The 20,988-nt window shown below is 71.6% G+C and carries 23 protein-coding genes; 7 read left to right on the top strand and 16 right to left on the bottom strand.

The window, feature by feature from the left end; genetic code table 11:
• Positions 1 to 178 precede the first annotated feature (178 nt).
• The 4 genes from HHX40_RS01675 to coxB all read right to left on the bottom strand — a co-directional run bounded on the left by HHX40_RS01675 (position 179) and on the right by coxB (position 4,277).
• Complete coding sequence (locus HHX40_RS01675; RefSeq protein ID WP_182875789.1) at positions 179 to 1,348, bottom strand: L,D-transpeptidase; 1,170 nt, start codon at positions 1,346 to 1,348, stop codon at positions 179 to 181.
• A gap of 180 nt (positions 1,349 to 1,528) precedes the next feature.
• Positions 1,529 to 1,924: a cytochrome c oxidase subunit 4 gene (locus tag HHX40_RS01680; protein WP_117409181.1), complete on the bottom strand. Its 396-nt coding sequence runs from the start codon at positions 1,922 to 1,924 to the stop codon at positions 1,529 to 1,531.
• Complete coding sequence (gene ctaD, locus HHX40_RS01685) at positions 1,921 to 3,585, bottom strand: cytochrome c oxidase subunit I (protein WP_310737897.1); 1,665 nt, start codon at positions 3,583 to 3,585, stop codon at positions 1,921 to 1,923. The genes HHX40_RS01680 and ctaD overlap by 4 nt, the downstream gene beginning before the upstream one ends.
• Positions 3,582 to 4,277, bottom strand: a complete 696-nt coding sequence (gene coxB, locus HHX40_RS01690; RefSeq protein WP_259403199.1) for a cytochrome c oxidase subunit II — start codon at positions 4,275 to 4,277, stop codon at positions 3,582 to 3,584. Before coxB ends, ctaD begins: the two co-directional genes overlap by 4 nt.
• Positions 4,278 to 4,600: 323 nt before the next feature.
• Here coxB and HHX40_RS01695 point away from each other — a divergent pair, with 323 nt between their 5' ends.
• Complete coding sequence (locus HHX40_RS01695) at positions 4,601 to 5,734, top strand: cysteine desulfurase family protein (protein WP_182879145.1); 1,134 nt, start codon at positions 4,601 to 4,603, stop codon at positions 5,732 to 5,734.
• Positions 5,734 to 6,036, top strand: coding sequence for a sulfurtransferase TusA family protein (locus tag HHX40_RS01700; RefSeq protein WP_182879146.1), 303 nt, complete (start codon positions 5,734 to 5,736; stop codon positions 6,034 to 6,036). Before HHX40_RS01695 ends, HHX40_RS01700 begins: the two co-directional genes overlap by 1 nt.
• Positions 6,037 to 6,127: 91 nt before the next feature.
• Here the strand turns inward: HHX40_RS01700 and HHX40_RS01705 are convergent, their stop codons facing one another.
• Positions 6,128 to 7,114, bottom strand: coding sequence for a carbohydrate kinase family protein (locus HHX40_RS01705; protein ID WP_182878149.1), 987 nt, complete (start codon positions 7,112 to 7,114; stop codon positions 6,128 to 6,130).
• Positions 7,115 to 7,284: 170 nt separating this feature from the next.
• Positions 7,285 to 7,638, bottom strand: coding sequence for an iron-sulfur cluster insertion protein ErpA (gene erpA, locus HHX40_RS01710; RefSeq protein WP_117409175.1), 354 nt, complete (start codon positions 7,636 to 7,638; stop codon positions 7,285 to 7,287).
• A 196-nt stretch (positions 7,639 to 7,834) separates the two neighbouring features.
• On the opposite strand from erpA, the gene nadA reads away from it, so the two are divergent.
• On the top strand, positions 7,835 to 8,989 hold the full coding sequence (nadA, locus tag HHX40_RS01715; RefSeq protein ID WP_182879147.1) for a quinolinate synthase NadA: 1,155 nt from the start codon (positions 7,835 to 7,837) through the stop codon (positions 8,987 to 8,989).
• A 61-nt stretch (positions 8,990 to 9,050) separates the two neighbouring features.
• On the opposite strand, the gene HHX40_RS01720 is transcribed toward nadA, so the two are convergent.
• The 5 genes from HHX40_RS01720 to HHX40_RS01740 all read right to left on the bottom strand — a co-directional run bounded on the left by HHX40_RS01720 (position 9,051) and on the right by HHX40_RS01740 (position 12,400).
• Positions 9,051 to 9,797 (bottom strand): maleylpyruvate isomerase family mycothiol-dependent enzyme, encoded by a 747-nt coding sequence (locus tag HHX40_RS01720; RefSeq protein ID WP_182879148.1) that lies wholly within the window; start codon positions 9,795 to 9,797, stop codon positions 9,051 to 9,053.
• 24 nt (positions 9,798 to 9,821) lie between these two features.
• Complete coding sequence (locus tag HHX40_RS01725; protein ID WP_182879149.1) at positions 9,822 to 10,370, bottom strand: PspA-associated protein PspAB; 549 nt, start codon at positions 10,368 to 10,370, stop codon at positions 9,822 to 9,824.
• 64 nt (positions 10,371 to 10,434) lie between these two features.
• Complete coding sequence (gene htpX / locus HHX40_RS01730) at positions 10,435 to 11,325, bottom strand: zinc metalloprotease HtpX (protein WP_117409172.1); 891 nt, start codon at positions 11,323 to 11,325, stop codon at positions 10,435 to 10,437.
• Positions 11,325 to 11,603, bottom strand: a complete 279-nt coding sequence (locus tag HHX40_RS01735) for a PspA-associated protein PspAA (protein ID WP_117409171.1) — start codon at positions 11,601 to 11,603, stop codon at positions 11,325 to 11,327. Before HHX40_RS01735 ends, htpX begins: the two co-directional genes overlap by 1 nt.
• Complete coding sequence (locus HHX40_RS01740) at positions 11,600 to 12,400, bottom strand: PspA/IM30 family protein (protein ID WP_117409170.1); 801 nt, start codon at positions 12,398 to 12,400, stop codon at positions 11,600 to 11,602. The genes HHX40_RS01735 and HHX40_RS01740 overlap by 4 nt, the downstream gene beginning before the upstream one ends.
• A 148-nt stretch (positions 12,401 to 12,548) precedes the next feature.
• On the opposite strand from HHX40_RS01740, the gene HHX40_RS01745 reads away from it, so the two are divergent.
• The gene (locus HHX40_RS01745) at positions 12,549 to 13,166 is read left to right on the top strand and encodes a DUF3043 domain-containing protein (protein WP_138462863.1); all 618 of its coding nucleotides are present in this window, start codon (positions 12,549 to 12,551) and stop codon (positions 13,164 to 13,166) included.
• A gap of 70 nt (positions 13,167 to 13,236) precedes the next feature.
• On the opposite strand, the gene HHX40_RS01750 is transcribed toward HHX40_RS01745, so the two are convergent.
• Positions 13,237 to 14,376: a hypothetical protein gene (locus HHX40_RS01750; RefSeq protein WP_182879150.1), complete on the bottom strand. Its 1,140-nt coding sequence runs from the start codon at positions 14,374 to 14,376 to the stop codon at positions 13,237 to 13,239.
• A gap of 63 nt (positions 14,377 to 14,439) precedes the next feature.
• Between HHX40_RS01750 and HHX40_RS01755 the strand changes: the two genes are divergently transcribed.
• A complete protein-coding gene (locus tag HHX40_RS01755) occupies positions 14,440 to 15,438 on the top strand; it encodes an aldo/keto reductase family protein (RefSeq protein ID WP_117409167.1) in 999 nt (332 codons plus the stop codon).
• 74 nt (positions 15,439 to 15,512) lie between these two features.
• Here the strand turns inward: HHX40_RS01755 and HHX40_RS01760 are convergent, their stop codons facing one another.
• Entirely contained in the window at positions 15,513 to 15,719 is a 207-nt protein-coding gene (locus HHX40_RS01760; RefSeq protein WP_117409166.1) for a hypothetical protein, read from the bottom strand.
• A 131-nt stretch (positions 15,720 to 15,850) separates the two neighbouring features.
• Here HHX40_RS01760 and HHX40_RS01765 point away from each other — a divergent pair, with 131 nt between their 5' ends.
• Together HHX40_RS01765 and HHX40_RS01770 are read left to right on the top strand one after the other, a co-directional pair.
• Positions 15,851 to 17,161 carry a bifunctional adenosylcobinamide kinase/adenosylcobinamide-phosphate guanylyltransferase gene (locus tag HHX40_RS01765; RefSeq protein WP_182879151.1) on the top strand — a complete coding sequence of 437 codons (1,311 nt, stop codon included), beginning with the start codon at positions 15,851 to 15,853 and terminating at the stop codon, positions 17,159 to 17,161.
• Between the two features lie 122 nt (positions 17,162 to 17,283).
• On the top strand, positions 17,284 to 18,183 hold the full coding sequence (locus HHX40_RS01770) for an adenosylcobinamide-GDP ribazoletransferase (protein ID WP_310737898.1): 900 nt from the start codon (positions 17,284 to 17,286) through the stop codon (positions 18,181 to 18,183).
• Positions 18,184 to 18,290: 107 nt separating this feature from the next.
• On the opposite strand, the gene HHX40_RS01775 is transcribed toward HHX40_RS01770, so the two are convergent.
• The 3 genes from HHX40_RS01775 to HHX40_RS01785 form a co-directional block, all read right to left on the bottom strand.
• A complete protein-coding gene (locus HHX40_RS01775; protein WP_310737899.1) occupies positions 18,291 to 19,409 on the bottom strand; it encodes a CPBP family intramembrane glutamic endopeptidase in 1,119 nt (372 codons plus the stop codon).
• A gap of 147 nt (positions 19,410 to 19,556) precedes the next feature.
• Complete coding sequence (locus HHX40_RS01780; protein WP_182879153.1) at positions 19,557 to 20,558, bottom strand: DUF1648 domain-containing protein; 1,002 nt, start codon at positions 20,556 to 20,558, stop codon at positions 19,557 to 19,559.
• Positions 20,555 to 20,905 carry a GntR family transcriptional regulator gene (locus HHX40_RS01785; protein ID WP_244302415.1) on the bottom strand — a complete coding sequence of 117 codons (351 nt, stop codon included), beginning with the start codon at positions 20,903 to 20,905 and terminating at the stop codon, positions 20,555 to 20,557. Before HHX40_RS01785 ends, HHX40_RS01780 begins: the two co-directional genes overlap by 4 nt.
• Positions 20,906 to 20,988 lie beyond the last annotated feature (83 nt).

Raw genomic sequence — 20,988 nt, forward strand, 5'->3', positions numbered from 1 at the left:
CCCCGCCGGGCCGCTGTGTTCCCCGCTTCGCTCATCGGGGCGCTCACATCCGCCGGGGTCGCGCCGGAGGCGCGCAACGGGCTCTTCCCTCGTCGCGCTTGGTCGCTTCGCTCCCGCGCACTCCTCAGTCCAGACCGGCGGCGCGCCCCTGCGGCTCGCTCGGGGTTTCCCGCTTCGCTCAGAGCGGGTCGGAGAGGGCGGCGCGAAGGCGGCTGCGCTTGAGCCACGCCGGCCAGTCGTCCTGCCAGTAGCTCCACCCGTTGTCCGCGTCCAGCCTGCGCGGAGTCCCGGTCACGACGATGGGGTCGCCGACCAGGGTGTTGTTCTTGAACCACTTGGCGTTCTCCGGGCTGACGTTCACGCAGCCGTGGCTGACGTTGGAGTTGCCCTGGTCGCCGACGGACCAGGGAGCGCCGTGGACGTACTCGCCGGTGTTGGAGATCCGGACGCTGTTGTACACGGTCGTCTCGTAGTAGCCGGCCTGGCCGGGACCCGCGTCCGGGGAGGTCATGACCGTGACGTCCTCCCTGGACATCGCCACGTGGATGCCGCTGGTGGTGTGGTGGCGGAAGACGTCGCCGCTGCCCGCGCTGATCGGCATGTCCTTGATCTGCCTGCCGTCCAGCTCGATCTTCATATGGTGTGTCTGCGTGTCGGCCACGCTGATCTGCGACCGGCCGATCTTGAAGTCGCGGGTGTAGTCCTGCTTGCCGTACATGCCGTCGCCGCCCCTGATCCCGGCGAGGCGGGCGGTCACCCGGACCTTCGTGTACGGCGGCCAGTAGTGCCGGGGGCGGAAGACGACGTTCTTGGCGTCCAGCCAGTGCCACGCGCCGTCGACGGGCTTGGACGCCTGCACGAAGAGGTTGCGCTCCACCGACACGCGGTCGGTGACGGGCTTGTCGAAGGTCAGGATGATCGGCATTCCGACGCCGACCGTGAGGCCGGTGTCCTCCTTGTTCGGCACCAGGGTGGTGACGGCGAACGTCTTGGCCGCCGGCTTGGTGGAGAAGCGGACGGTCCTGCTCCCCGGGCCGTCCGGTCCGGTGGCCGTCGCCTCGACGCTGTAGGACGTGCCAGGGGTCATGGGACGGGCGCTGCGCCACTGGGACCTGTCGGCGCTGAACACGCCCTCCACGGGCCGCCCAGCGGCCTGTACGGCCACGTGGGTGAGGGTGCCGCCGGCCGCCCCGACGAGGATGGGCAGTTCCGGCGGCAGCTCGCCGGAGCCGTCCAGCGGGGTGACGCTGATCGGCGTTCCTGACCGGCGCTCCTCGCCCCCTCTCTCGGAGAGGGAACACCCGGCCACCACCACGAGAAGGGCCAGCGCCCCCGCACGAGCACGCACGTCCGTCTCCCTCAGGTCGCTTTCCGGGAGTTATTCCCGGGCCGCGTCCCGAGCGGGCAGACACCGTACCGAAGGTCGGCAAAGAACGACGGCACCGAAGGCCGGCGAAAACCGTTGCCGGGGAGGAACGCGAACGGCCGGCCGGCGAGATCGCCGACCGGCCGCCGCCGGGTCAGGGGCTCAGTGCGAGAAGTTGCCCCGGTAGTACTGGAAGACGAACCCGATCATGCTCATGAGCGTGCAGAACACGCCGAGGAAGAACAGCCACATCCCGACGGCGAAGCCGAAGAACGTGAGCGCGGCCGACAGGCAGACGAACAGCGGCCACCAGCTGTGCGGGCTGTAGAAGCCGATCTCGCCCGCGCCGTCGCTGATCTCGGCCTCCTTGTTGTCCTCGGGCTGGTCGCCGATGCGCCGCGCCGTGAACAGCAGGTAGTAGCCGATCATCAGGGCCAGGCCGACGGAGATCGCCATGGCGGTCGTACCGGTCGGCTCCTTGGACCAGAACCAGTAGACCACGTCGGCCGCGGCGAAGAAGACGCCGCAGAGCAGGAACATCCAGCCCTGGATCTTCATCGGGCCTCCTCCACGAGCTCGGGCTTGGCCGTGATGTGCGGGTACTTGAGGTCGAACGCCGGGCGCTCGGACCTGATCCGCGGCAGCGACAGGAAGTTGTGCCGCGGCGGCGGGCAGGAGGTCGCCCATTCGAGCGAGCCGCCGAAGCCCCAGGGGTCGTCCACGGCGACCTTGGGCGCGAAGCGCCAGGTCCGCCACACGTTGTAGAAGAACGGCAGCGTGGACGCGCCCAGCAGGAGCGCGCCGGCCGAGGAGATCATGTTCAGGTCGGTGAAGCCGTCGACCGGCGAGTAGTCGGCGTACCGCCGCGGGAAGCCGATGACGCCCAGCCAGTGCTGCACCAGGAAGGTCAGGTGGAAGCCGAAGAACAGCATCCAGAAGTGGACCTTGCCGAGCTTGTCGTTGAGCATCTTGCCGGTGAACTTGGGCCACCAGAAGTAGAAGCCCGCGAACATCGCGAACACCACGGTGCCGAAGACCACGTAGTGGAAGTGGGCGACGACGAAGTAGGTGTCGCTGATGTGGAAGTCGAGCGGCGGCGAGGCCAGGATGACGCCGGTCAGGCCACCGAACAGGAAGGTCACCAGGAAGCCGACGGCGAACAGCATCGGCGACTCGAACGACAGGTGTCCCCGCCACATCGTGCCGATCCAGTTGAAGAACTTCACCCCGGTCGGCACGGCGATGAGGAACGTCATGAACGAGAAGAACGGCAGCAGCACCTGGCCGGTGACGAACATGTGGTGCGCCCACACCGTGACCGACAGGCCCGCGATGGCGATGGTCGCGCCGACCAGGCCGATGTACCCGAAGATCGGCTTACGGCTGAAGACCGGAAGGATCTCCGTGATGATGCCGAAGAACGGCAGCGCGATGATGTAGACCTCGGGGTGGCCGAAGAACCAGAACAGGTGCTGCCACAGCATCGCCCCGCCGGTGGGCGAGTCGAAGATGTGCGCGCCTAGCTTGCGGTCGGCCTCCAGGGCGAGCAGCGCCGCCGCCAGCACCGGGAAGGCCAGCAGCACCAGGATGCTGGTCAGCAGGATGTTCCAGGTGAAGATCGGCATCCGGAACATCGTCATGCCGGGGGCCCGCATGGTGAGGATCGTGGTGATGAAGTTCACCGCGCCGAGGATCGTGCCGAGGCCGGACATCGCCAGGCCCATCACCCACAGGTCGCTGCCGAGGCCCGGCGAGGTCACCGCGTTCGACAGCGGCGCGTACGCCGTCCAGCCGAAGGAGGCGGACCCGCCCGGGGTGAAGAAGCCGAGGACGGCGATGGTGCTGCCGAAGAGGTAGAGCCAGTAGCTCACCATGTTGAGCCGCGGGAACGCCACGTCGGGGGCGCCGATCTGCAGCGGCATCAGCTCGTTGGCGAAGCCCGCGAACAGCGGCGTCGCGAACATCAGCAGCATGATCGTGCCGTGCATCGTGAAGAGCTGGTTGAACTGCTCCGACGACACGAACTGCAGCCCGGGCTGGGCGAGCTCGGCCCGCATCACCAGCGCCATGACGCCGCCGATGAGGAAGAACACGAACGACGTGATCAGGTAGAGGTGCCCGATCACCTTGTGGTCGGTCGAGGACAGCCACTTGGCGATGACCGTGCCCTTGGTGTTCGGCCGCGCGGCGACGCCGGCCGGTTCCTGGATGGCGGTCACTGCGCACTCCCCGCCTGGCTCTTGATGTACTGGTCGAACTCGGCCTGGGGGACGAGCTTCACGGAGAACAGCATCTTGCTGTGGTCGGTGCCGCAGAGCTCGGCGCATCGGCCGACGAAGACGCCCGGCTTGTCGAGCGTCGTGATCTGGAAGTGGTTCTCCACGTTGCCGGGGAAGACGTCCTGCTTGAACAGGAACGCCGGCACCCAGAACGAGTGGATGACGTCGGGCGAGTGCAGGTCGAACTGCACCTGGGTGTTGACCGGCAGCACGAGCTGCGGACCCTGGGGGTTCTCGACGCTCTGCTTGCTCAGGTCCACCGGCACGCCCGCGACCACGGCCTTCTGGCCCTGGTAGTCGGTCGTGAAGCGCCAGCTCCACTGGTAGCCCTCGACGGCCACCTTGACCGGGGCGGCCTTGGTGATCCGCGTGATCTCGGTCTCGTCACGGGCCGTGAAGTAGAAGAAGACCGCCACCATGATGACCGGGACCACCGTGTAGAGGATCTCGATCGGCAGGTTGTAACGCACCTGCGGAGGCAGCTCGTCGGGGCTGTTCTTCTTCTTGCGGTGGAACACACACGCCCACAGGATCAGGCCCCAGACGACCACGCCGGTGGCGAGAGCCGCGATCCAGCTCCCGTTCCAGAGCGTCTGGACGATGCCGGCCTGCTTGGTGACGCCTTCCGGCATGCCCCCACGAGACCACTGATCGATCGCCTGGCTGCTACACGCCGTCCCGGACGCCACCAGCAGCGCCAGGGCGGCGGCTCCGGGCAACCGGCGGCGTGCCCACGGTCGCCGTGTCGTACGGCGGGTCGGACTCACGGATCGCCTACCCCACAGATGAAGCCCAAGAGTTCCTCCCTTGGGCGGGTTTTCCAATTTGACCCAAAGGTGCGACCGGCTGTGGTGTTTCCGCCGGTCTGCCCTTTACTTGGTTGAGTTCACGCTGGGGGACACATTAGCGCGGACCGGCGCCGCCCCTCTGAGCAGCCCCCGTTAATGTCCTAACTGTGGCCTACCTCGACGCGGCGTCGACCGAACCTCTCCATCCCGCGGCACGTGACGCCCTGCTGGCGGCGATCGACGCCGGATGGGCCGATCCCGCCCGCCTGTACGGCACGGCGCGCCGCGCCCAGATGTTACTGGAGCGCGCGCGGGCAGAGGTAGCCGAACTGATCGGCGCCCGCGCCGACGAGGTGTCGTTCACCTCCTCCGGGACGCAGGCCGTCCACCTCGGGGTCCTCGGCACGCTGGCCGGCCGCCGCCGGGCCGGGCGCCGCCTGGTGGCGAGCGCGGTCGAGCACTCCAGCGTCCTGCACGCCGGTGAGGTCCACGAGCGCGACGGCGGCGAGGTGGAGATCGTGGGCGTCGGCCGTACCGGCCGGGTGGACGCGGAGGCGTTCGCCGAGGCCGTCGCGCGCCCCGGAAGCGCCCTCGCGTGCCTGCAGACGGCCAACCACGAGGTCGGGACCCTCCAGCCGGTCGAGGACGCGGCGGAAGCGTGCCGGGAGGCCGGTGTGCCGCTGCTGGTCGACGCCGCCCAGTCGGCGGGCCGCCTGCCGGTCCCCGGAGGCTGGTCGGTGCTGACCGCGAGCGCCCACAAGTGGGGCGGCCCGGCGGGGGTGGGCGTGCTGGCGGTCCGCAAGGGCGTCCGCTGGCGTTCGCCGCTGCCCGAGGACGAACGGGAACGGCGGCGCGTGCCGGGGTTCGAGAACGTGCCCGCGATCGTGGCCGCCGCGGCGGCGCTGCGCGCGAGGTCGGCGGAGGCGGAGGCCGAGGGGCGGCGGCTGGCGGCCCTGACCGGCCGGATCCGTGCCGAGGTGCCCCGGCTGGTGCCCGACGTCGAGGTCGTCGGCGACCCGGACCTGCGCCTGCCGCACATCGTGACCTTCTCCTGCCTGTACGTCGAGGGCGAGGCGCTGCTGACCGAGCTCGACAAGGCCGGTTTCGCCGTCTCGTCAGGAAGTTCCTGCACGGCGAGTACGCTTCGTCCATCGCACGTCCTCGAAGCGATGGGCGTGCTTACACATGGGAATGTCCGGGTATCGCTGCCCCGTGGCGTGTCCGAGGACGACGTCGATCGGTTCCTCGCGGTGCTGCCGGGGATAGTGCGGCGGATCCGGTCGAGCTTGGGGGTGCGGTGATGTGGCGCAGACGGCCGGACGGCCGGGACACCCGGGCAGAGGAGCCGGAGGCTCCGCCCCGGCCCGTGGAGGTCCCCGCGCTGACGGTCGACGCGCTGGGCCGCAAGTGCCCGATCCCGATCATCATGCTCGCCGAGCGGATCAACCAGGTGCCCATGGGCGCCGTGGTGGCCGTGCTGGCCGACGACCCCGCCGCCTTCACCGACGTGCCGGCCTGGTGCCGGCTGAAGTCACACGAGCACGTGGCCAGCCACGAACTCCCCCAGGGCGGCTGGTCCATCCACGTCCGCCGCAACTACTAGGGAGTGTCTGACACTCCCTAGCGACCTCGTGGTTCGCCGCGGGCACTGCCGGGGCGAACCACGGGTCACGACGGTGTGGAGAGGCGGAGCGTCAGGCGTAGTGGCAGCGGGCGTGGGCGGCCACCTCGTCCGCGGCCTCCTGGCCGTACGCCGAGGCGAAGCGCTCGACGAAGACGCCCTGGCGCAGCTCGTACTCCTGGCCGCCGACCCGCTCCAGCACGTGGGTGGCGATGAGGTTGCCGATCTGGCCGCAGCGTTCGAGCGACAGCCCCCAGGCGAGGCCCGCGAGGAACCCGGCGCGGAAGGCGTCGCCCACCCCGGTGGGGTCGGCCTTGCCGAGCTCGGGAGCCGGCGGGACGTGGATCGAGGGCTCGCCCTTGCGGTCGATCCTGGCGCCCTTGGGGCCGAGGGTGGTCACCCGTACGCCGACCCGGTCGAGGATCTCCTCGTCCGACCAGCCGGTCTTCTGGGCGATGAGCCCGAGCTCGTAGTCGTTGCTGAACAGGTAGGCCGCGCCGTCGACGAGCCTGCGGATCTCCTCGCCGGGCATCCGGGCGAGCTGCTGCGACACGTCCGCCGCGAACGGGATGCCGCGGGTGCGCGCCTCGTCGGTGTGCCGCAGCATCGCCTCCGGGTCGTTGGGGCTGATCAGGACCAGGTCGAGCCCGCCCACACGCTCGGCGATCGGCCCCAGCTCGATCTCCCGGGCCTCCGCCATGGCGCCGGTGTAGAACGACGCGATCTGGTTGTGGTCCTCGTCCGTGGTGCACAGGAAGCGCGCGGTGTGGCGCAGCTCGGAGACGTGGAGGGAGGCGCAGTCGACGCCGTGCCGCTCCAGCCAGGAGCGGTAGTCGGCGAAGTCGGTGCCGACCGCGCCGACGAGGACGGGGGTGAGCCCCAGGCAGCCCATCCCGAAGGCGATGTTGCCCGCGCAGCCGCCGCGGCGGATCTGCAGGTCGTCCACGAGGAACGACAGGGACACCCGGTCGAGCTGCTCGGCGATCAGCTGGTCGCCGAAGCGGCCGGGGAACGTCATCAGGTTGTCGGTGGCGATGGAGCCGGTGACGGCGATGCGCACGGGGCCATTCTCCTCGTTGTCAGCATCAGGGAGACAGTCAGGAAGACAGGGGGCGGGGACGGTGCTCCCGCCGAACCTGTCGAGCGTACCGTCTCAGGCATGACGACGCCCCGCACAGACGATGTCCGTGCGGGGCGCTCGGATCCCGGCCGCCGGGCGCGGCGGCGCCGTCAGTTGAACGAGTCGCCGCAGGCGCACGAGCCCGTCGCGTTGGGGTTGTCGATCGTGAACCCCTGCTTCTCGATCGTGTCGACGAAGTCGACCGTGGCGCCGACGAGGTACGGCGCGCTCATCCGGTCGGTGACGACGTTCACGCCGCCGAAGGTGGAGACCACGTCGCCGTCCATGGAACGGTCGTCGAAGAAGAGCTGGTAGCGCAGACCGGAGCAGCCACCCGGCTGGACGGCCACCCGGAGCTGCAGCCCCTCCTCGCCCTGCTGCTCGAGCAGGCTCTTGACCTTCCCGGCGGCCGCGTCAGTCAGGATCAGGCCCTGCTGCGTGGTCTCGCTGCTCTCAACCGTCATGTGCTGACTCCCGCGTCTGCGCCAACCGCCCACCCGGAGCGGTCGAATGGTTCTGACGTCCTACCTAGACGCTACCAACACCCGCCGGTCCCTACACATTCCATGGGGGTACCCGCAACCCCACGGACGAACAGGGCGAAACGATGTGTAATGATTAGTCGTCAGTTAGACGATAAGTCCCCTAGGGGGTGTGGTCGTGACGATCACCGAGACCGGCCTTCCGCTCTTCATCCTCGGCAAGGGCACCGACGCGCACAGCGAGCGCGGCGTCGACTGCCCGGGCGAGCTGCCTCCCGCGTCCGACCCGGGGCTGGTGGAGCGCGCCCGCGCGGCCAAGGAGAGGCTGGGCGACCGGCTGTTCGTGCTCGGTCACCACTACCAGCGTGACGAGGTCATCCAGTTCGCCGACGTGACGGGCGACTCGTTCAAGCTCGCCCGGGAGGCCGCGGCCCGGCCGGAGGCCGAGTACGTCGTCTTCTGCGGCGTCCACTTCATGGCCGAGTCGGCCGACATCCTGACCGGCGACACGCAGAAGGTCGTCCTCCCCGACCTGGCCGCCGGCTGCTCGATGGCCGACATGGCCACCTTCTCCCAGGTGGAGGACTGCTGGGACGCCCTGGAGGACGCCGGGATCGCCGACCGCGTCGTGCCGATCACGTACATGAACTCCAGCGCGGACATCAAGGCGTTCTGCGGGCGCAACGGCGGCGCCGTCTGCACCTCCTCCAACGCCCGGCGCGCCCTCGACTGGGCCTTCGAGCAGGGCGAGAAGGTCCTGTTCCTGCCCGACCAGCACCTCGGGCGCAACACGGCCGTGCTGGAGATGGGCCTGTCGCTCGACGACTGCGTGGTCTACAACCCGCACCGCCCGAACGGCGGCCTCACCCGGGAACAGCTCGAGAACGCGAAGATGATCCTGTGGAAGGGCCACTGCTCGGTCCACGGCCGTTTCTCCGCGGAGTGCGTGGACGAGGTGCGGACCCGCATCCCGGGGGTCAACGTGCTCGTCCACCCCGAGTGCCGCCACGAGGTCGTCAACAAGGCGGACTTCGTCGGCTCGACCGAGTACATCATCAAGAAGCTGGAAGAGGCTCCCGCCGGGTCCTCCTGGGCCGTCGGCACGGAGCTGAACCTGGTGCGCCGCCTGGCGGACCGGTTCTCCGACAAGACCATCACGTTCCTCGACCGGACCGTGTGCTACTGCTCCACGATGAACCGCATCGACCTGCCGCACCTGGTCTGGGCGCTGGAGTCGCTGGCCGCGGGCGAGGTCGTCAACCAGATCACGGTCGACGCGGACACCACCCACTGGGCCAAGGTCGCCCTCGACCGCATGCTCGCCCTGCCGTAACGAGACGCGAGAGGCGCCCCCGAAGCCACTTCGGGGGCGCCTTCGCTCAGATCCGGGCGCGTTAGATCTGGGCGCGTTCGCGCCACCAGTGCAGCAGTGCGGCGTCGCCCTCGACCGCGGCGGGTTCGCGCCGCCCCCACAGGGTCAGCATCAGATCCCCGGTCGTCTCCGTGCGCACGGTCACGTCGCCGGCCGCGTCCGACCTCTCGTACGCGAAACCGGCGGGCGTGAGCCGGACCAGCCAGGACCTGCCCGTACCGGCCCGCCAGGAGATCGACTCCCCGTCGCCCTTCAGCTCGGCGAGCAGGGGCCGCCACCGGGCGTACGGAAGCACGTCGAAGAACTCCGCCACCCCGTCCGCCGCGACGTCCTCGTCGACTTCGGGCGCGATGCCGAGGGCGATCTCCGCGTCGGCGCGGTGGACGACGGTCTCGTGCAACTGCCGCCGGGACCAGAACGCCGCGCTCCGCTCCCCCGCCCAGCCCCACACCTCCGTCTCCGGGTCGCGGCTCTTCATGGCCTCGGTCAGCAGCACGGCTCCGGCCCGCAGCCAGTCGGCGAAGCCGGCGAAGTCGGCGGGATACCCGTGGTCCATCTCCTCGCGGGGATAGCGGTGCGCCGCGGCGTCGCGGACCATCGCGGCCGCCCACCGGTGGACGGCCCCGGTGTGCTCGGCCAGCGCCCGGAGGTCCCATCCGGGGCAGGTCGGGACCGGCGTGCCGCCGTCCCGTCCTCGTACGGCGTCGGCCATCAGGCCGATCTCCCGGGCCGCCGCCTCGGTGTGTCTCAGGTGGGTCCAGTCACTCATGCTGCCTCCGGTGGCCGACGACGCTCACAGGCCCGGCGCGCCCCACACGGGGAACCAGCTCGCGAGATCGGGCTCGATCTTGAGCTCCTGGCCGAGGACGCCCCGGACCTGCAGTTCCAGCGCGTTGTCGCGGCGCGGCTCCCCGGCGGGAGCGAACGGGTAGAACGTGCCGCGCTTGTAGAGATAGACGATCGCCAGCTTCCGCTGCGAGGAATCGGCGAACGTCACCAGCGTGCACAGCAGCGAGGGCCCGAACCCGGCCGACTCCAGCGACGAGTTCGCGGCGTGCAGGTCGGTCACGAGCCCGGCCACGTCGGGGTTGCGCACGGACACCCAGGTGTAGCCGTACGAGTCCTGCGACACCTGCGTCTCGCCCATCAGGGCCTCGATCTCCTGCTGGAGCCGGGCGAACGCGCCTCCCTCGGCCGCCCGGAAGCAGACCGAGCCGGTGCCCGCCGGGGCGAACCCGGTGGCGGCGCGCAGCGTTACGGCGGCGGACGGCAGGGCGAACAACGCGTCCAGGTTCGGTCTCGCGGCCTTCGACCGGCCGAGCAGGGCGTCGAACCAGCCCATCAGCGCTCCCGGCCCATCAGCAGGCCCCAACCGTCAGCCGTCCCAACCATCAGCCGGCCCGTCATCAGCGGCCCAGGGCCGCGGAGATCTTGGCGAGCTGCTCCAGCCGGCGCTCCAGCGGCGGATGGGTCGACAGCAGCGAGGCGACGCTCTGGCCCGACAGGGCGGGCGCGAAGTAGAAGGCGTTGAACGGCTGGGCCTCGCGCAGGTCCCGGGTCGGGATCCGCGCGATATCCCCGCTGATCTTGGTGAGGGCGCTGGCCAGGGCGCTCGGCCGCTGCGTGAGCAGCGCTCCCGCGCGGTCGGCGGCCAGCTCCCGGTACCGGGACAGCGCCCGCGTCAGCAGGAAGCTGACGGCGTAGACCAGGCCGGAGACCGCGAAGATGATCAGCCCGATCGGCGGGCCGTTGTTGTCCCTGCGGTTGCCCAGCCCGGCGTACAGCGAGAAGCGGGTCATCAGCCCGGCCACGATCCCGAGGAAGGAGGCGATCGTCATCACCGCGACGTCCCGGTGGGCGACGTGCGACAGCTCGTGCGCCAGCACCCCTTCCAGCTCCTGCGCGTCGAGCCGGCGCAGGATGCCGGTGGTCACGCAGACCACCGCGTGCTTCTGGTCGCGCCCCGTGGCGAACGCGTTCGGCATGTCCGAGTCCGCGATCGCCACCCGCGGCTTGGGCATCCCCGCCAGCGCGCTCAGCCGGTCGACGATCCCGTGCAGCTCAGGAGCCTCCTGCGGGGAGACCTCCCGTCCGTTCATCGCGAACAGCGCGATCTTGTCGGACAGGAAGTACTGCACCAGCAGGAGGCCCGCGGCGATCACGAGGACCATGACCGCCCGGACGCCCACCGCGACCAGGACGGCCATGAACGCCACGTAGAGCAGCCCGAGCAGGAACATCGTCACGGTCATCCGCACGCTGAGGCCGCGATCAGGGGCGAACCGCGTGGAAGTCATCAGCCGGGGATGAGCCCGGTGTCCCCGAGCATCTCCCGCACCTCCTCGATCGAGGCGTCGGCCGGCGGCAGGATCAGCTCGGACGGCTCCAGGGAGTCGTCCGCCAGCGGCCTGCCCACGTCGCGGACCTTGTCGAGCAGCGCGTGCAGCTTGGCACGGAACTGCGTCTCGTCGTCCGTCTCGATGGCGGCCTCAAGCTCGCCGTCGAGCTCGTTCAGCACGTCGATGTCGGCGGGGGCGATCTCGACCTGCCCCTCGCCCATGATCCGGACTATCACAACCCCTCCCCCGGCTTACGGAGCTGCTGCGTGTGCTGCTGGGCGGCCGGGGCCGCCTGGCCCTGCTGCCCCGCCTCGATGGCGCTCTGCGGCGCCGGGCCCTGACCGAGCTCGGCCTTCATCCTGGCCAGTTCGAGCTCCACGTCCTGGCCGCCGCCCATCCGGTCGAGCTCCGCCTGGATGTCGTCGCGCTGCCCGGTGAAGTCGTCCAGCGCGCCGCTGGCCAGCAGCTCGTCGATCGCGCCGGCACGGGCCTGCATCTGCGCGGTCTTGTCCTCGGCCCGCTGGATGGCCAGGCCGACGTCGCCCATCTCCTCCGAGATGCCGGAGAACGCCTCGTTGATCCGCGTCTGGGCCTCGGCCGCCGTGTACGTGGCCTTGATGGTCTCCTTCTTCGTACGGAAGGAGTCGACCTTGGCCTGGAGCCGCTGGCTGGCGAGAGTGAGCTTCTCCTCCTCGCCCTGGAGGTTGCTGTACTGGAGCCGCAGGTCGGCGATCTGGGCGTTCAGACCGTTGCGGCGGGTCAGCGCCTCGCGAGCGAGGTCCTCGCGCCCGGCCGACAGCGCCTGCCTGCTCTGGTTCTCCAGCTTCGAGGTCTGGCTCTCGAGCTGGTTGATCTGCAGTTCCACCCGCTTGCGGCTGGTGGCCACGTCGGCCACGCCACGGCGGACCTTCTGCAGCAGTTCAAGCTGCCGCTGATAGGAATAGTCCAGCGTCTCCCGCGGATCCTCCATCTTGTCCAAGGCCTTGTTGGCCTTGGACTTGAAGATCATGGAAAGTCTCTTCATCACGCTCATGCGCGTCGGCCGTCCCCTTCTCCAAGGTCCTGCGTGGGTGACCCCAGCCGTCTAAAGCCCCTTGCCCAGGCGGCGGAACCGCCTGGGTTCACCCTACGCATAACGCGCGAGGGCGTCACTAAGTTGCACTCCCGGTAGGCTGGGCGACGTGTTCCGACGTCGCACCCAGACCTCTGCGGAGGACTCCCCCGTCCCTGTAGAGGATCCTAAGCCCCACGGCACCCCGGGCAAGGGCCGTCCCACTCCCAAACGGAGCGAGGCGCAGGGCCGCCGCCGCTCCCCGGTGACCGCGCCCTCCAACCGCAAAGAGGCCTACCGTCTGGCCCGCGAGCGCGACAAGGCGCTGCGGGCGCGGCAGCGTGAGGCCATGCTGCGCGGAGACGAGCGGGCGCTCCCCGTTCGCGACCGCGGCCCGGTGCGCAAGTTCGCCCGTGACTGGGTCGACTCGCGGCGCCTGCCTGGGCAGTACTTCCTGCCCGTCGTCTTCGTCATCATGCTGCTGTCGATGGTGCCGTTCCCGATCCAGGTCCGCTCGGCGGTCCTCCTGGTCTACACGCTGTCCCTGCCGGTCGTGATGGTGCTGGTGCTGGCCGGCTCGTTCTACGTCGCCGGACGCGTGAAGAAGGAGGCGGCGGAGAAGTTCCCGGGCGAGAGCCTCAAGGGCATCGGCTTCTACGCGGCGATGCGGTCGTCGCAGATGCGGCGCCTGCGCTTCCCCAAGCCCACCGTCCTGCCCGGCGGCATCCCGGTCGAGCTGAAGAAGTGACGCCCGCACGCTGATCCCGGCACGGTGAGTCCCGGACGGCGACGCCCGCTTGGTGCCACCCGCGCGTGGATCAGGCGGACGTCCAGTCCAGCACGCCGCGACGCACCACCGGCCGGAAACCGCCGGACGCGGCGTCACGGGTGAGCGCGTCGGCCGTGGCCCGCAGCAGCGCGTAGTAGGACGACCACCCGGCCTGGTAGTACGGCAACTCCGGCGACGCCGCGCCGACTCCGCCGGTGGCGGCGTCGGTCACCAGGTAGCCGCCGAAGTCCACGGCGCGGGCGACGGGGACGCCGCCCATCCCGCACGCCTCCGGCCAGGCGGAGACCATCTCCCGCGTGCTCATCATCAGGTCGGACGTCGGGAACCGGAAGCTCGCACCGCCACGGGAGCCGTCGTGGCGCAGCAGCGACGCCCGCAGGGAGTCGGGCAGCCGGGTCCCGAGCCGTTCCTCCGCCCTGGCCACCAGTCGCGGGGCCGCCGGGCCGTTCAGGGAGGCGTACGTCCGCGGCGCGTGCGCCCTGAGCCAGCGCTCGATCCGCCGCCACTGCCGGTTGACCCCGGCGGTCACGCGGCGGGAGACCGGCCGTACGGCCGGCGTTCCCGGGGGCGCCGGATGGAGCACGCACTGGGGGCCGGGAGACGTCTCCGGCTCCGCGGTCACGGGCTCCCTATCCTCCGGGTATGCGGGAACCTCGCCTCCGCACTCGTCCGCCGTGCAGTCGGCCACCGAGTAGAGGATGCCGGGGCCCTGCCCCGGCTCGCAGACGTCCGCCGGGCACGGTTCGTAGGACGTCCAGGCGTCCGGAGCGAACACGGCGCTCTCCAGCACCTGCGCTCCGAGGGCCAGCAGGGTGATCGACACGACCGCCGCCGCCGTCCAGCGGCGCGCCCTCGTCCCGCGCGGCGGCACGATCCCCTTGATCGGCGGGAGTCCCCCTAGAAGGCGGGAGACGGGAGCGCCGCCCTCCGGCCGCCGGTAGCGCTCCAGGTCCTCCTCGGTAGCCCACCCCAGCACCGGCTCCGGGCCGCGCCGGGCCTCCGCGTCCCCGCTCTCCCCCTGGGACGGCGAGGTGGTGGCCCGGGACGGCCCTACAGGCGTGGTGGCCCGGCGTCGCCGCGCGGCCAGGACCAGCCCGGCGGCGGCCCCCGCGACCAGCGCGGCCAGCAGTGCCAGCCGTACGGGACGAGAAGAGATCAACCGGCGCACGCCGGGCACCTTACCGCGATCCGATCATCGGGGTGCCGAGACTCATGACCTAATGTCAGAGGCATGGAATACCGTCATCTTGGCCGCAGCGGCCTCATGGTCAGTGAGATCAGCTACGGAAACTGGATCACCCACGGTTCCCAGGTGGAGGAGGACGCCGCCGTCGAGTGCGTCCGCGCGGCCCTCGACGAGGGGATCACGACCTTCGACACCGCCGACGTCTACGCCGGGACCCGGGCGGAGGAGGTGCTCGGCCGCGCGCTGAAAGGTGTGCGCCGCGAGTCGCTGGAGATCTTCACGAAGGTCTACTGGCCGACGGGTGAGGGCAAGAACGACCGGGGCCTGTCCCGCAAGCACATCACGGAGTCGATCAACGGCTCGCTCCGCCGCCTGCAGACCGACTACGTGGACCTCTACCAGGCGCACCGCTTCGACGTCGAGACGCCGCTGGAGGAGACCCTGCGCGCGTTCGACGACCTCGTGCGGCAGGGCAAGGTCCTCTACGTCGGCGTCAGCGAGTGGTCGGCCGACCAGATCGCGCGGGCACTGAAGATCGCCGACGAGATGGGGTTCGACCGGCTGGTGTCGAACCAGCCGCAGTACTCGATGCTGTGGCGGGTCATCGAGTCCGAGGTCGTGCCGCTGTGCGAGAAGGAGGGCCTCGGCCAGATCGTCTGGTCGCCCATCGCGCAGGGCGTGCTGACCGGCAAGTACCTGCCCGGCCAGCCGCCGCCGGCCGGGTCGCGCGCCACCGACTCCACCGGCTCGGGTTTCATCAACCGGCTGATGCGGGACGACGTGCTGCGGCGGGTGCAGGACCTCAAGCCGATCGCGGCCGACCTCGGCCTGTCGATGGCCCAGCTCGCCGTGGCGTGGGTGCTGCAGAACCCCAACGTGTCGTCGGCCATCGTCGGGGCGACCAAGCCGGAGCAGGTGCGCGACAACGTCAAGGCCACCGGTGTGAAGCTCGACGCCGAGGTGCTCAAGAAGATCGACGACGTGCTGGAGCCCGTCGTCGAGCGTGACCCGGCCAAGACCGTCAGCCCGTCCAGCCGTCCCTGAGGCTCAGCCCGATCACGTCGGCGCGCCGCCCGGCTCCCGCGTTCACGGGGTCCGGGCGGCGAGCGCCGCGCGCCTCACTCGGCGCGCAGGGACATCCCCGAGTATTCGACCCGCTCGTCCTCCAGCAGCGACACCTGCTCGACGCCGGCCTCCAGGAGTTCGCGCCAGCTCTCCCCCAGCCACGACTCCGCGTCCGACTGGCTGGAGAAGATCTCCCGGGGCAGCGGGCGGTCCGTGACCTCGCCGCCGTTCGCGTCCTCGTAACGCCACCGCCAAATCATCCGCACCCGCTCCTTCGCTTCCTCGCCGTCCCCGCGCCCGGGACGCACGCCGGGCCGCCGCGACGCGACGGCCGTGCAGCCGGACCCTATCCTGGCTACCCGATCTCGGCGGAGCGCGGAAGGGGGGCGACATGAAGGTCCGGGTGGAGGGCACCGGCGGGCTCCAGGGCTGGCCTGTCCCAGGTTGCGCCTGCGCGTCCTGCGGACGCCTCGATCCCGGCCACCGGCGGCCCGCGTCCGTCCTGGTCGACGACCGCGTACGGCTCGCTCCGGCCGCGCCGGGTCAGGCGCCGGAGGCTGTCACCGCGACCGCACCGGACACCCCGATCGCACCGGACGCTCCGGCGGGGCCGCACGCGGGGGCCGAGGGGCGCCTGCCCGAGGGATACCGGGAACTCCGCACCTCGGACGGCCGCGAGGTCACGACGCCCGACGGCGGCAGGCTGCTGTACGCCGTGGGCCCGCCGTCCGGCCGCGGCGAGCCGGACTCGCCTCCCGACGCGCCCTTCGACGTGGTGCTCATCGATCTGCCGGACCGGCCGGAACGGCTGGGTGACCTGCGCCGGCGGGGGCGGGTGACGCCGAACACCCGGATCGTCGCGGTGCACCTCTGCCACCGCATCCCCTCGGAGGGCGAACTCGCCCGCAGGCTCGGCTTCTGGGGAGCGGAGACCGTCCCGGACGGAACCGTCGTCGGCACGGCGGGCACACCGATCACCGGCGGTCCTGCCCACATCACCGGAGTCGGGCACACCGTGGACGGACCTTCTCCCACCCCGGCCGGATCCGCCGTCGCCGCCGGCGACCAGACCTGCGCGGGTGACCCCGCGGCCGTCTCTCCGGCCCCGGACGTCACGGTGACGAACGGCGTCCGCGCCGCACAACGGAGCGGGCGGCCCCGCCGCACGCTGCTGCTCGGCGGTTCCCGGTCGGGCAAGTCCGAGGAGGCCGAACTCCGTCTGGCCGCCGAGCCGGAGGTGACCTATGTCGCCACCGGGCCCTCCGGGGGCGACGACCCGGACTGGCTGGCCCGCGTACGGGCTCATCGGGAACGACGCCCCGCGCACTGGCGAACCGTGGAGACCACCGATCTCGCGGCGGTGCTGTCCGGCGGCCGGGGGACGTTCCTGGTCGACGGGATCGGCACCTGGCTCGCCGCCGTGTTCGACGAGTGCGGCGCCTGGCCGGACGACGCCCGCCCGGAAGACCTCCGCCGCCTCGACCGGGTGGAAGCGCGGTGTGCGGCGCTGGTGGACGCCTGGCGAGGCACCCGCGCCCGGGCGGTGGCGGTGAGCGACGAGACCGGCCTGGGGGTGATTCCGGCCACCGCCGCCGGCAGGCTCTTCCGCGACGCGCTCGGCCGCCTCAACCAGGCCCTCGCCCGGGAGTCCGAGGAGGTCGCCCTCGTGGTCGCCGGCCGGGTCGTCCCCCTGCCGATCTGATCGCCACAGCGCCACCGCCCTCACCCGCAGCAGGCCAGGAGCCACGAACCGGAGGGCCACTACGATCGTCCCCCGTGCCCTCTGACCCCCGCGTAAGTCCCGGTGCGGCCTGGTGGTTCGCCGTGGGAACCCTCACGATCTTCCCGGTGCCGCCCGTAGAGGCCGACCGCTCCGTGGTGGGCCGCGCCATGTCCCTGGCGCCGTTCGTCGGGATGGCCCTCGGCGTGGCGGGCTCCGCCGTGTTCGTGGCCGCCTGGGCGGCGTCCGGCTCGTCGCTGATCGCCGCCGTCCTCGCGGTCGGGACGCTCGCGTGGCTGACCCGGGCCCTGCATCTCGACGGCCTCGCGGACCTCGCCGACGGGCTCGGCAGCGGAAAGCCGGCCCAGGGGGCCCTCGACGTGATGAAGCGCTCCGACATCGGGCCGTTCGGAGTCGTCACCATCCTGATCACCCTGTTCCTCCAGGTCGCGACGCTCCAGCGGGCCGGCCCGTTCGCCTGGCCGATGCTGGTGACGGCCGCCGCCACCGGCAGGCTGGCCGTCACGTGGGCCTGCCGCGCGGGGGTGCCCGCCGCCCGTCCAGGCGGCCTCGGCGCTCTGGTCGCGGGCACCGTAGGGCGGGGCGCGGCCGTCGCGGCGACCGTCGTCACCGCGGCCGTCGTGGGTCTCCTCGCCCTTGCCGCGATCAGCCCGCCGCACCTGGACGCGGTCTCGGCTCTGATCGGATTCGCGCAGGGTTCTCCCAGCGACCACTCCGGCCCGTCCATCGCTGCCGAGAACGTCGCGGTGGCGGTCGCCGACGTGGGAGTCCGGCCCGCCGGGCTGCTGTACCGCCTCTCGGGCGATTCGCGTCTGAGCGTCACCGCCGGTCTGCTCCTGGCGATGGCCGCCGGGCTGGTGTCCACCGCCCTGCTGCGCCGCCGGGCCGTACGGCGACTGGGCGGCATCACGGGCGACGTGCTCGGCGCCCTGGTGGAGACGGCCACGACGGCGACGCTGCTGGCCGCCGCCGTCCTTGTCTGACGTCCGTCCGGCGCCTGCCGGTCGAACAGGGGCTCACCGGCAGAGGGCCCGGCAGCCCGCCACGGGCTCGGCCGCCGGACCGCCGGCGGCCTCGGCGACCGGGCGGGTCAGCGCGGCGCGGACACGGGACGCAGCCGGAAGGCGACGAACACGACGACCGCGAGCAGCGCCCAGCCGACGACGCCGGTGACACCGGCGAGCGCCGGGTTCGGCGGGGCGCCCGCGTCGCCGAGGAGCAGCGCCAGGCCCGTCACCGCGTTGAGCGAGCCGTGTGCGATGACCGCGGGCCACACGCTGCGCGAGCGCAGCCGCATCCAGCCGAGCAGCGCCCCGAAGGCGACGCAGAAGCCGACGAACAGCACCGCCGCCCAGGCGCCGAGTGCCGGGTAGTTGTACCCCTTCAGCGTCAGCGGTGCGTGCCAGAGGCCCCAGATCACCCCGGACAGCGCCAGCGCGAGCCATACCCGACGCCCGCGCCGCTCCCCCGCGGCCCTGTCCCCCGCAGCCTCGCCCCCGGCACCCGCGACCCCGGTGTTCACGCCCCCGGCGTTCGCGACCTCGGCGTTCGCGACCTCGGCACCGGCGACCTCCGCGTTGACGTTCCCGGCGTGCGCGACCTCCGCGTCAGTGTTCCCGGCGGGCGTGACCTCGGCGTTCTCGTGCCCGGCGGCATGCGCGGGCGTGACGGCGGGGTCGCCGAGCAGGCGCGGCAGCAGCCAGCCCCGCCAGCCCCACTCCTCTCCGAGCGCGGGAATCGCGTTCAGGAACGGGGCGATCAGCACGGCCTGCACGGCCTGTACGACATACAAGATCCGGGGGTCCATCGGGACCTGCCCCAGGACCGCTCCAAGTTGCGCGCGGAAGAGGCTGAGCCCGGCGAAGTCGAGGCTCACCACGCCGGCGGCGGCGCTGATCAGGAGTGCAAGGGCCACGAGAAGCGGCACGCCGAGCAGGGCCGTCGCCAGGAGTGCGGCGGTTCTCCCCCGGTCCGGTCCGAGCGTGAGCCCCGTCGCCCGCGCCCACTCCTTCAGCCGCGTGCCGCGCCGCCGCAGGACCCACACGGCCAGTACGCCGAGGGAGGGCGTCAGCATCATCAGTCCTCCGACCAGCGCGAAGGCCGGCGTGGCGAGCCGTACGGCCCCCAGCCAGACGGGCAGCGCGATCAGCCACGAGGCCCCGAACGCGACGAGGAGGAAGAGGCAGACATCGGCGTTACGGCGGACCACGGTCATCACCTTTCGAACGAGGACGGGCGGTAGGCGGACGCCGGTCCCGCCGCGCGGCAGGCACGGCGAGGCGGTGTCGCGGGCGGTAGGACGACGGTCAAGCGGTGCCTCGGGGAACGCGGCGGCGATCAGGCGGTGGGACGACGGTCAGGCGGTCCTGCGGGCGGCGAGGGCGTTGAGCAGGGCGGCGCCGGTCTCGGCGTCGTCCACGCTGACGGCGAGTTGCCCGCCGGAGGTGTAGCGCACGACCAGGCAGTCACCTCCGCGGATCATGACGGTGGCCCTGCCGGGCAGGCCGCGGACGCCCCATCCGCCCACCTGCACAGGCGACCTCCACTCCACCCAGGCCCGCTCGATCCGGTCCAGCCGCACGGTGCGCGAGGGCCACCGCAGCGGGCCGAACGCCATGGTCAGCCCCTCAGGTGCGATCCGTACCGAGACCGACGACACCGCCAGCCCGATCACGGCCGCCAGGGCGAGCGGCAGGGCGGTGGACCAGCCCGCGGGGGCGAGGCCCAACAGAGCTGCCGCGGCGAACGACAGCGCCGCGGCGAACGCCACGACCCCCAGCCCCACCGCCCAGGGCGCCGTCGCGGTGGACACCCACACCGGCCGCTTCCGGGTGTCGAGGTCGATCAGCGGACCCGGCCGCTCCCGCTCCGGCGGCGCGTCGTCCGAGCCGAGCCGCCCGGCGAGCCGGCCCAGCGCCCCGAGCGCGAACGCGACGCCGACGACCACCACGATCTCCCAGCTCGGCGAGGCCGCCCGGGTCCAGTCGTCCCGGCCGAGGTTCGCGGCGACCGTCACGGCCTGGACGCCGATCAGGAAGGCGGCGGTCCAGCCCAGCCCGGCGGCGAACCAGACGCGCGTCGCCCTGCGGATCTCCCCCCGCGTCCGCGCCAGCCCGACGAGACTCGTCCCCGCGACGACGGCCCACACCAGGGCGAAGAGCGTCAGCGCGGCCGGCGGCATGGACCGGTCCGGCTGCCCGGACGGCCCCCAGTGACTCGCGACGGGATCGGGGAGCCGGCCGGCGAACGCCAGCGGCACCGCCACGAGCACGGCGGCGACCAGGACGGTCCAGGCCGCGGCGGCCAGGAGGAAGCGGGCGCGCACGCCCGTGTCGGAGGTCCGGTGCGGGTGGGTCATGGCGATTCCTTCATGAGTTCCTTGACGATGCCGAGGACGTCTTCGGGACCGACCCCGTATTGGGCGGCCTCGTCGAGCAGGTCACGCACGCGTTCGCGGAGCGCCGCACGCCCGTCGGGCCGCCGGAGCACGGACACGCCGCGCCCCCGGCGGAACTCCAGCAGGCCCTCGTCCCGCAGTTCGCGCAGCGACCGCAGGACCGTGTTGGCGTTGACTCCCAGCGCGGCGGCCAGGTCCCGGGCCGGTGGCAGCCGGTCGCCCGGCGCGACGTCCCCGGTGGTGATGGCGCGCTTGATGGCCGCGCTCACCTGCTCGTGCAGGGGACGCGGGTCGTTGAGATCGAGCATGAGCAACATGGTGCTAACCACATTAGCATTATCTGCCGTTTGGTGCTGTTTCCATCAGCACCATCGAGCGCACCCATAGATGG

This window comes from Microbispora sp. H10949 (assembly GCF_014161435.1).
In the GTDB taxonomy this organism is placed as follows: domain Bacteria; phylum Actinomycetota; class Actinomycetes; order Streptosporangiales; family Streptosporangiaceae; genus Microbispora; species Microbispora triticiradicis.

Excerpts from the sequence above, each read along its gene's own strand:
- HHX40_RS01780 (WP_182879153.1), bottom strand. The coding sequence starts at position 20,558 with ATGACCCACCCGCACCGGACCTCCGACACGGGCGTGCGCGCCCGCTTC.
- HHX40_RS01720 (WP_182879148.1), bottom strand. The coding sequence starts at position 9,797 with ATGAGTGACTGGACCCACCTGAGACACACCGAGGCGGCGGCCCGGGAG.
- HHX40_RS01755 (WP_117409167.1), top strand. The coding sequence starts at position 14,440 with ATGGAATACCGTCATCTTGGCCGCAGCGGCCTCATGGTCAGTGAGATC.
- HHX40_RS01700 (WP_182879146.1), top strand. The coding sequence starts at position 5,734 with ATGTGGCGCAGACGGCCGGACGGCCGGGACACCCGGGCAGAGGAGCCG.
- HHX40_RS01760 (WP_117409166.1), bottom strand. The coding sequence starts at position 15,719 with ATGATTTGGCGGTGGCGTTACGAGGACGCGAACGGCGGCGAGGTCACG.
- HHX40_RS01740 (WP_117409170.1), bottom strand. The coding sequence starts at position 12,400 with ATGAGCGTGATGAAGAGACTTTCCATGATCTTCAAGTCCAAGGCCAAC.
- coxB (WP_259403199.1), bottom strand. The coding sequence starts at position 4,277 with ATGCCGGAAGGCGTCACCAAGCAGGCCGGCATCGTCCAGACGCTCTGG.
- HHX40_RS01765 (WP_182879151.1), top strand. The coding sequence starts at position 15,851 with ATGAAGGTCCGGGTGGAGGGCACCGGCGGGCTCCAGGGCTGGCCTGTC.
- htpX (WP_117409172.1), bottom strand. The coding sequence starts at position 11,325 with ATGACTTCCACGCGGTTCGCCCCTGATCGCGGCCTCAGCGTGCGGATG.
- HHX40_RS01725 (WP_182879149.1), bottom strand. The coding sequence starts at position 10,370 with ATGGGCTGGTTCGACGCCCTGCTCGGCCGGTCGAAGGCCGCGAGACCG.
- HHX40_RS01680 (WP_117409181.1), bottom strand. The coding sequence starts at position 1,924 with ATGAAGATCCAGGGCTGGATGTTCCTGCTCTGCGGCGTCTTCTTCGCC.
- erpA (WP_117409175.1), bottom strand. The coding sequence starts at position 7,638 with ATGACGGTTGAGAGCAGCGAGACCACGCAGCAGGGCCTGATCCTGACT.
- HHX40_RS01785 (WP_244302415.1), bottom strand. The coding sequence starts at position 20,905 with ATGCTCGATCTCAACGACCCGCGTCCCCTGCACGAGCAGGTGAGCGCG.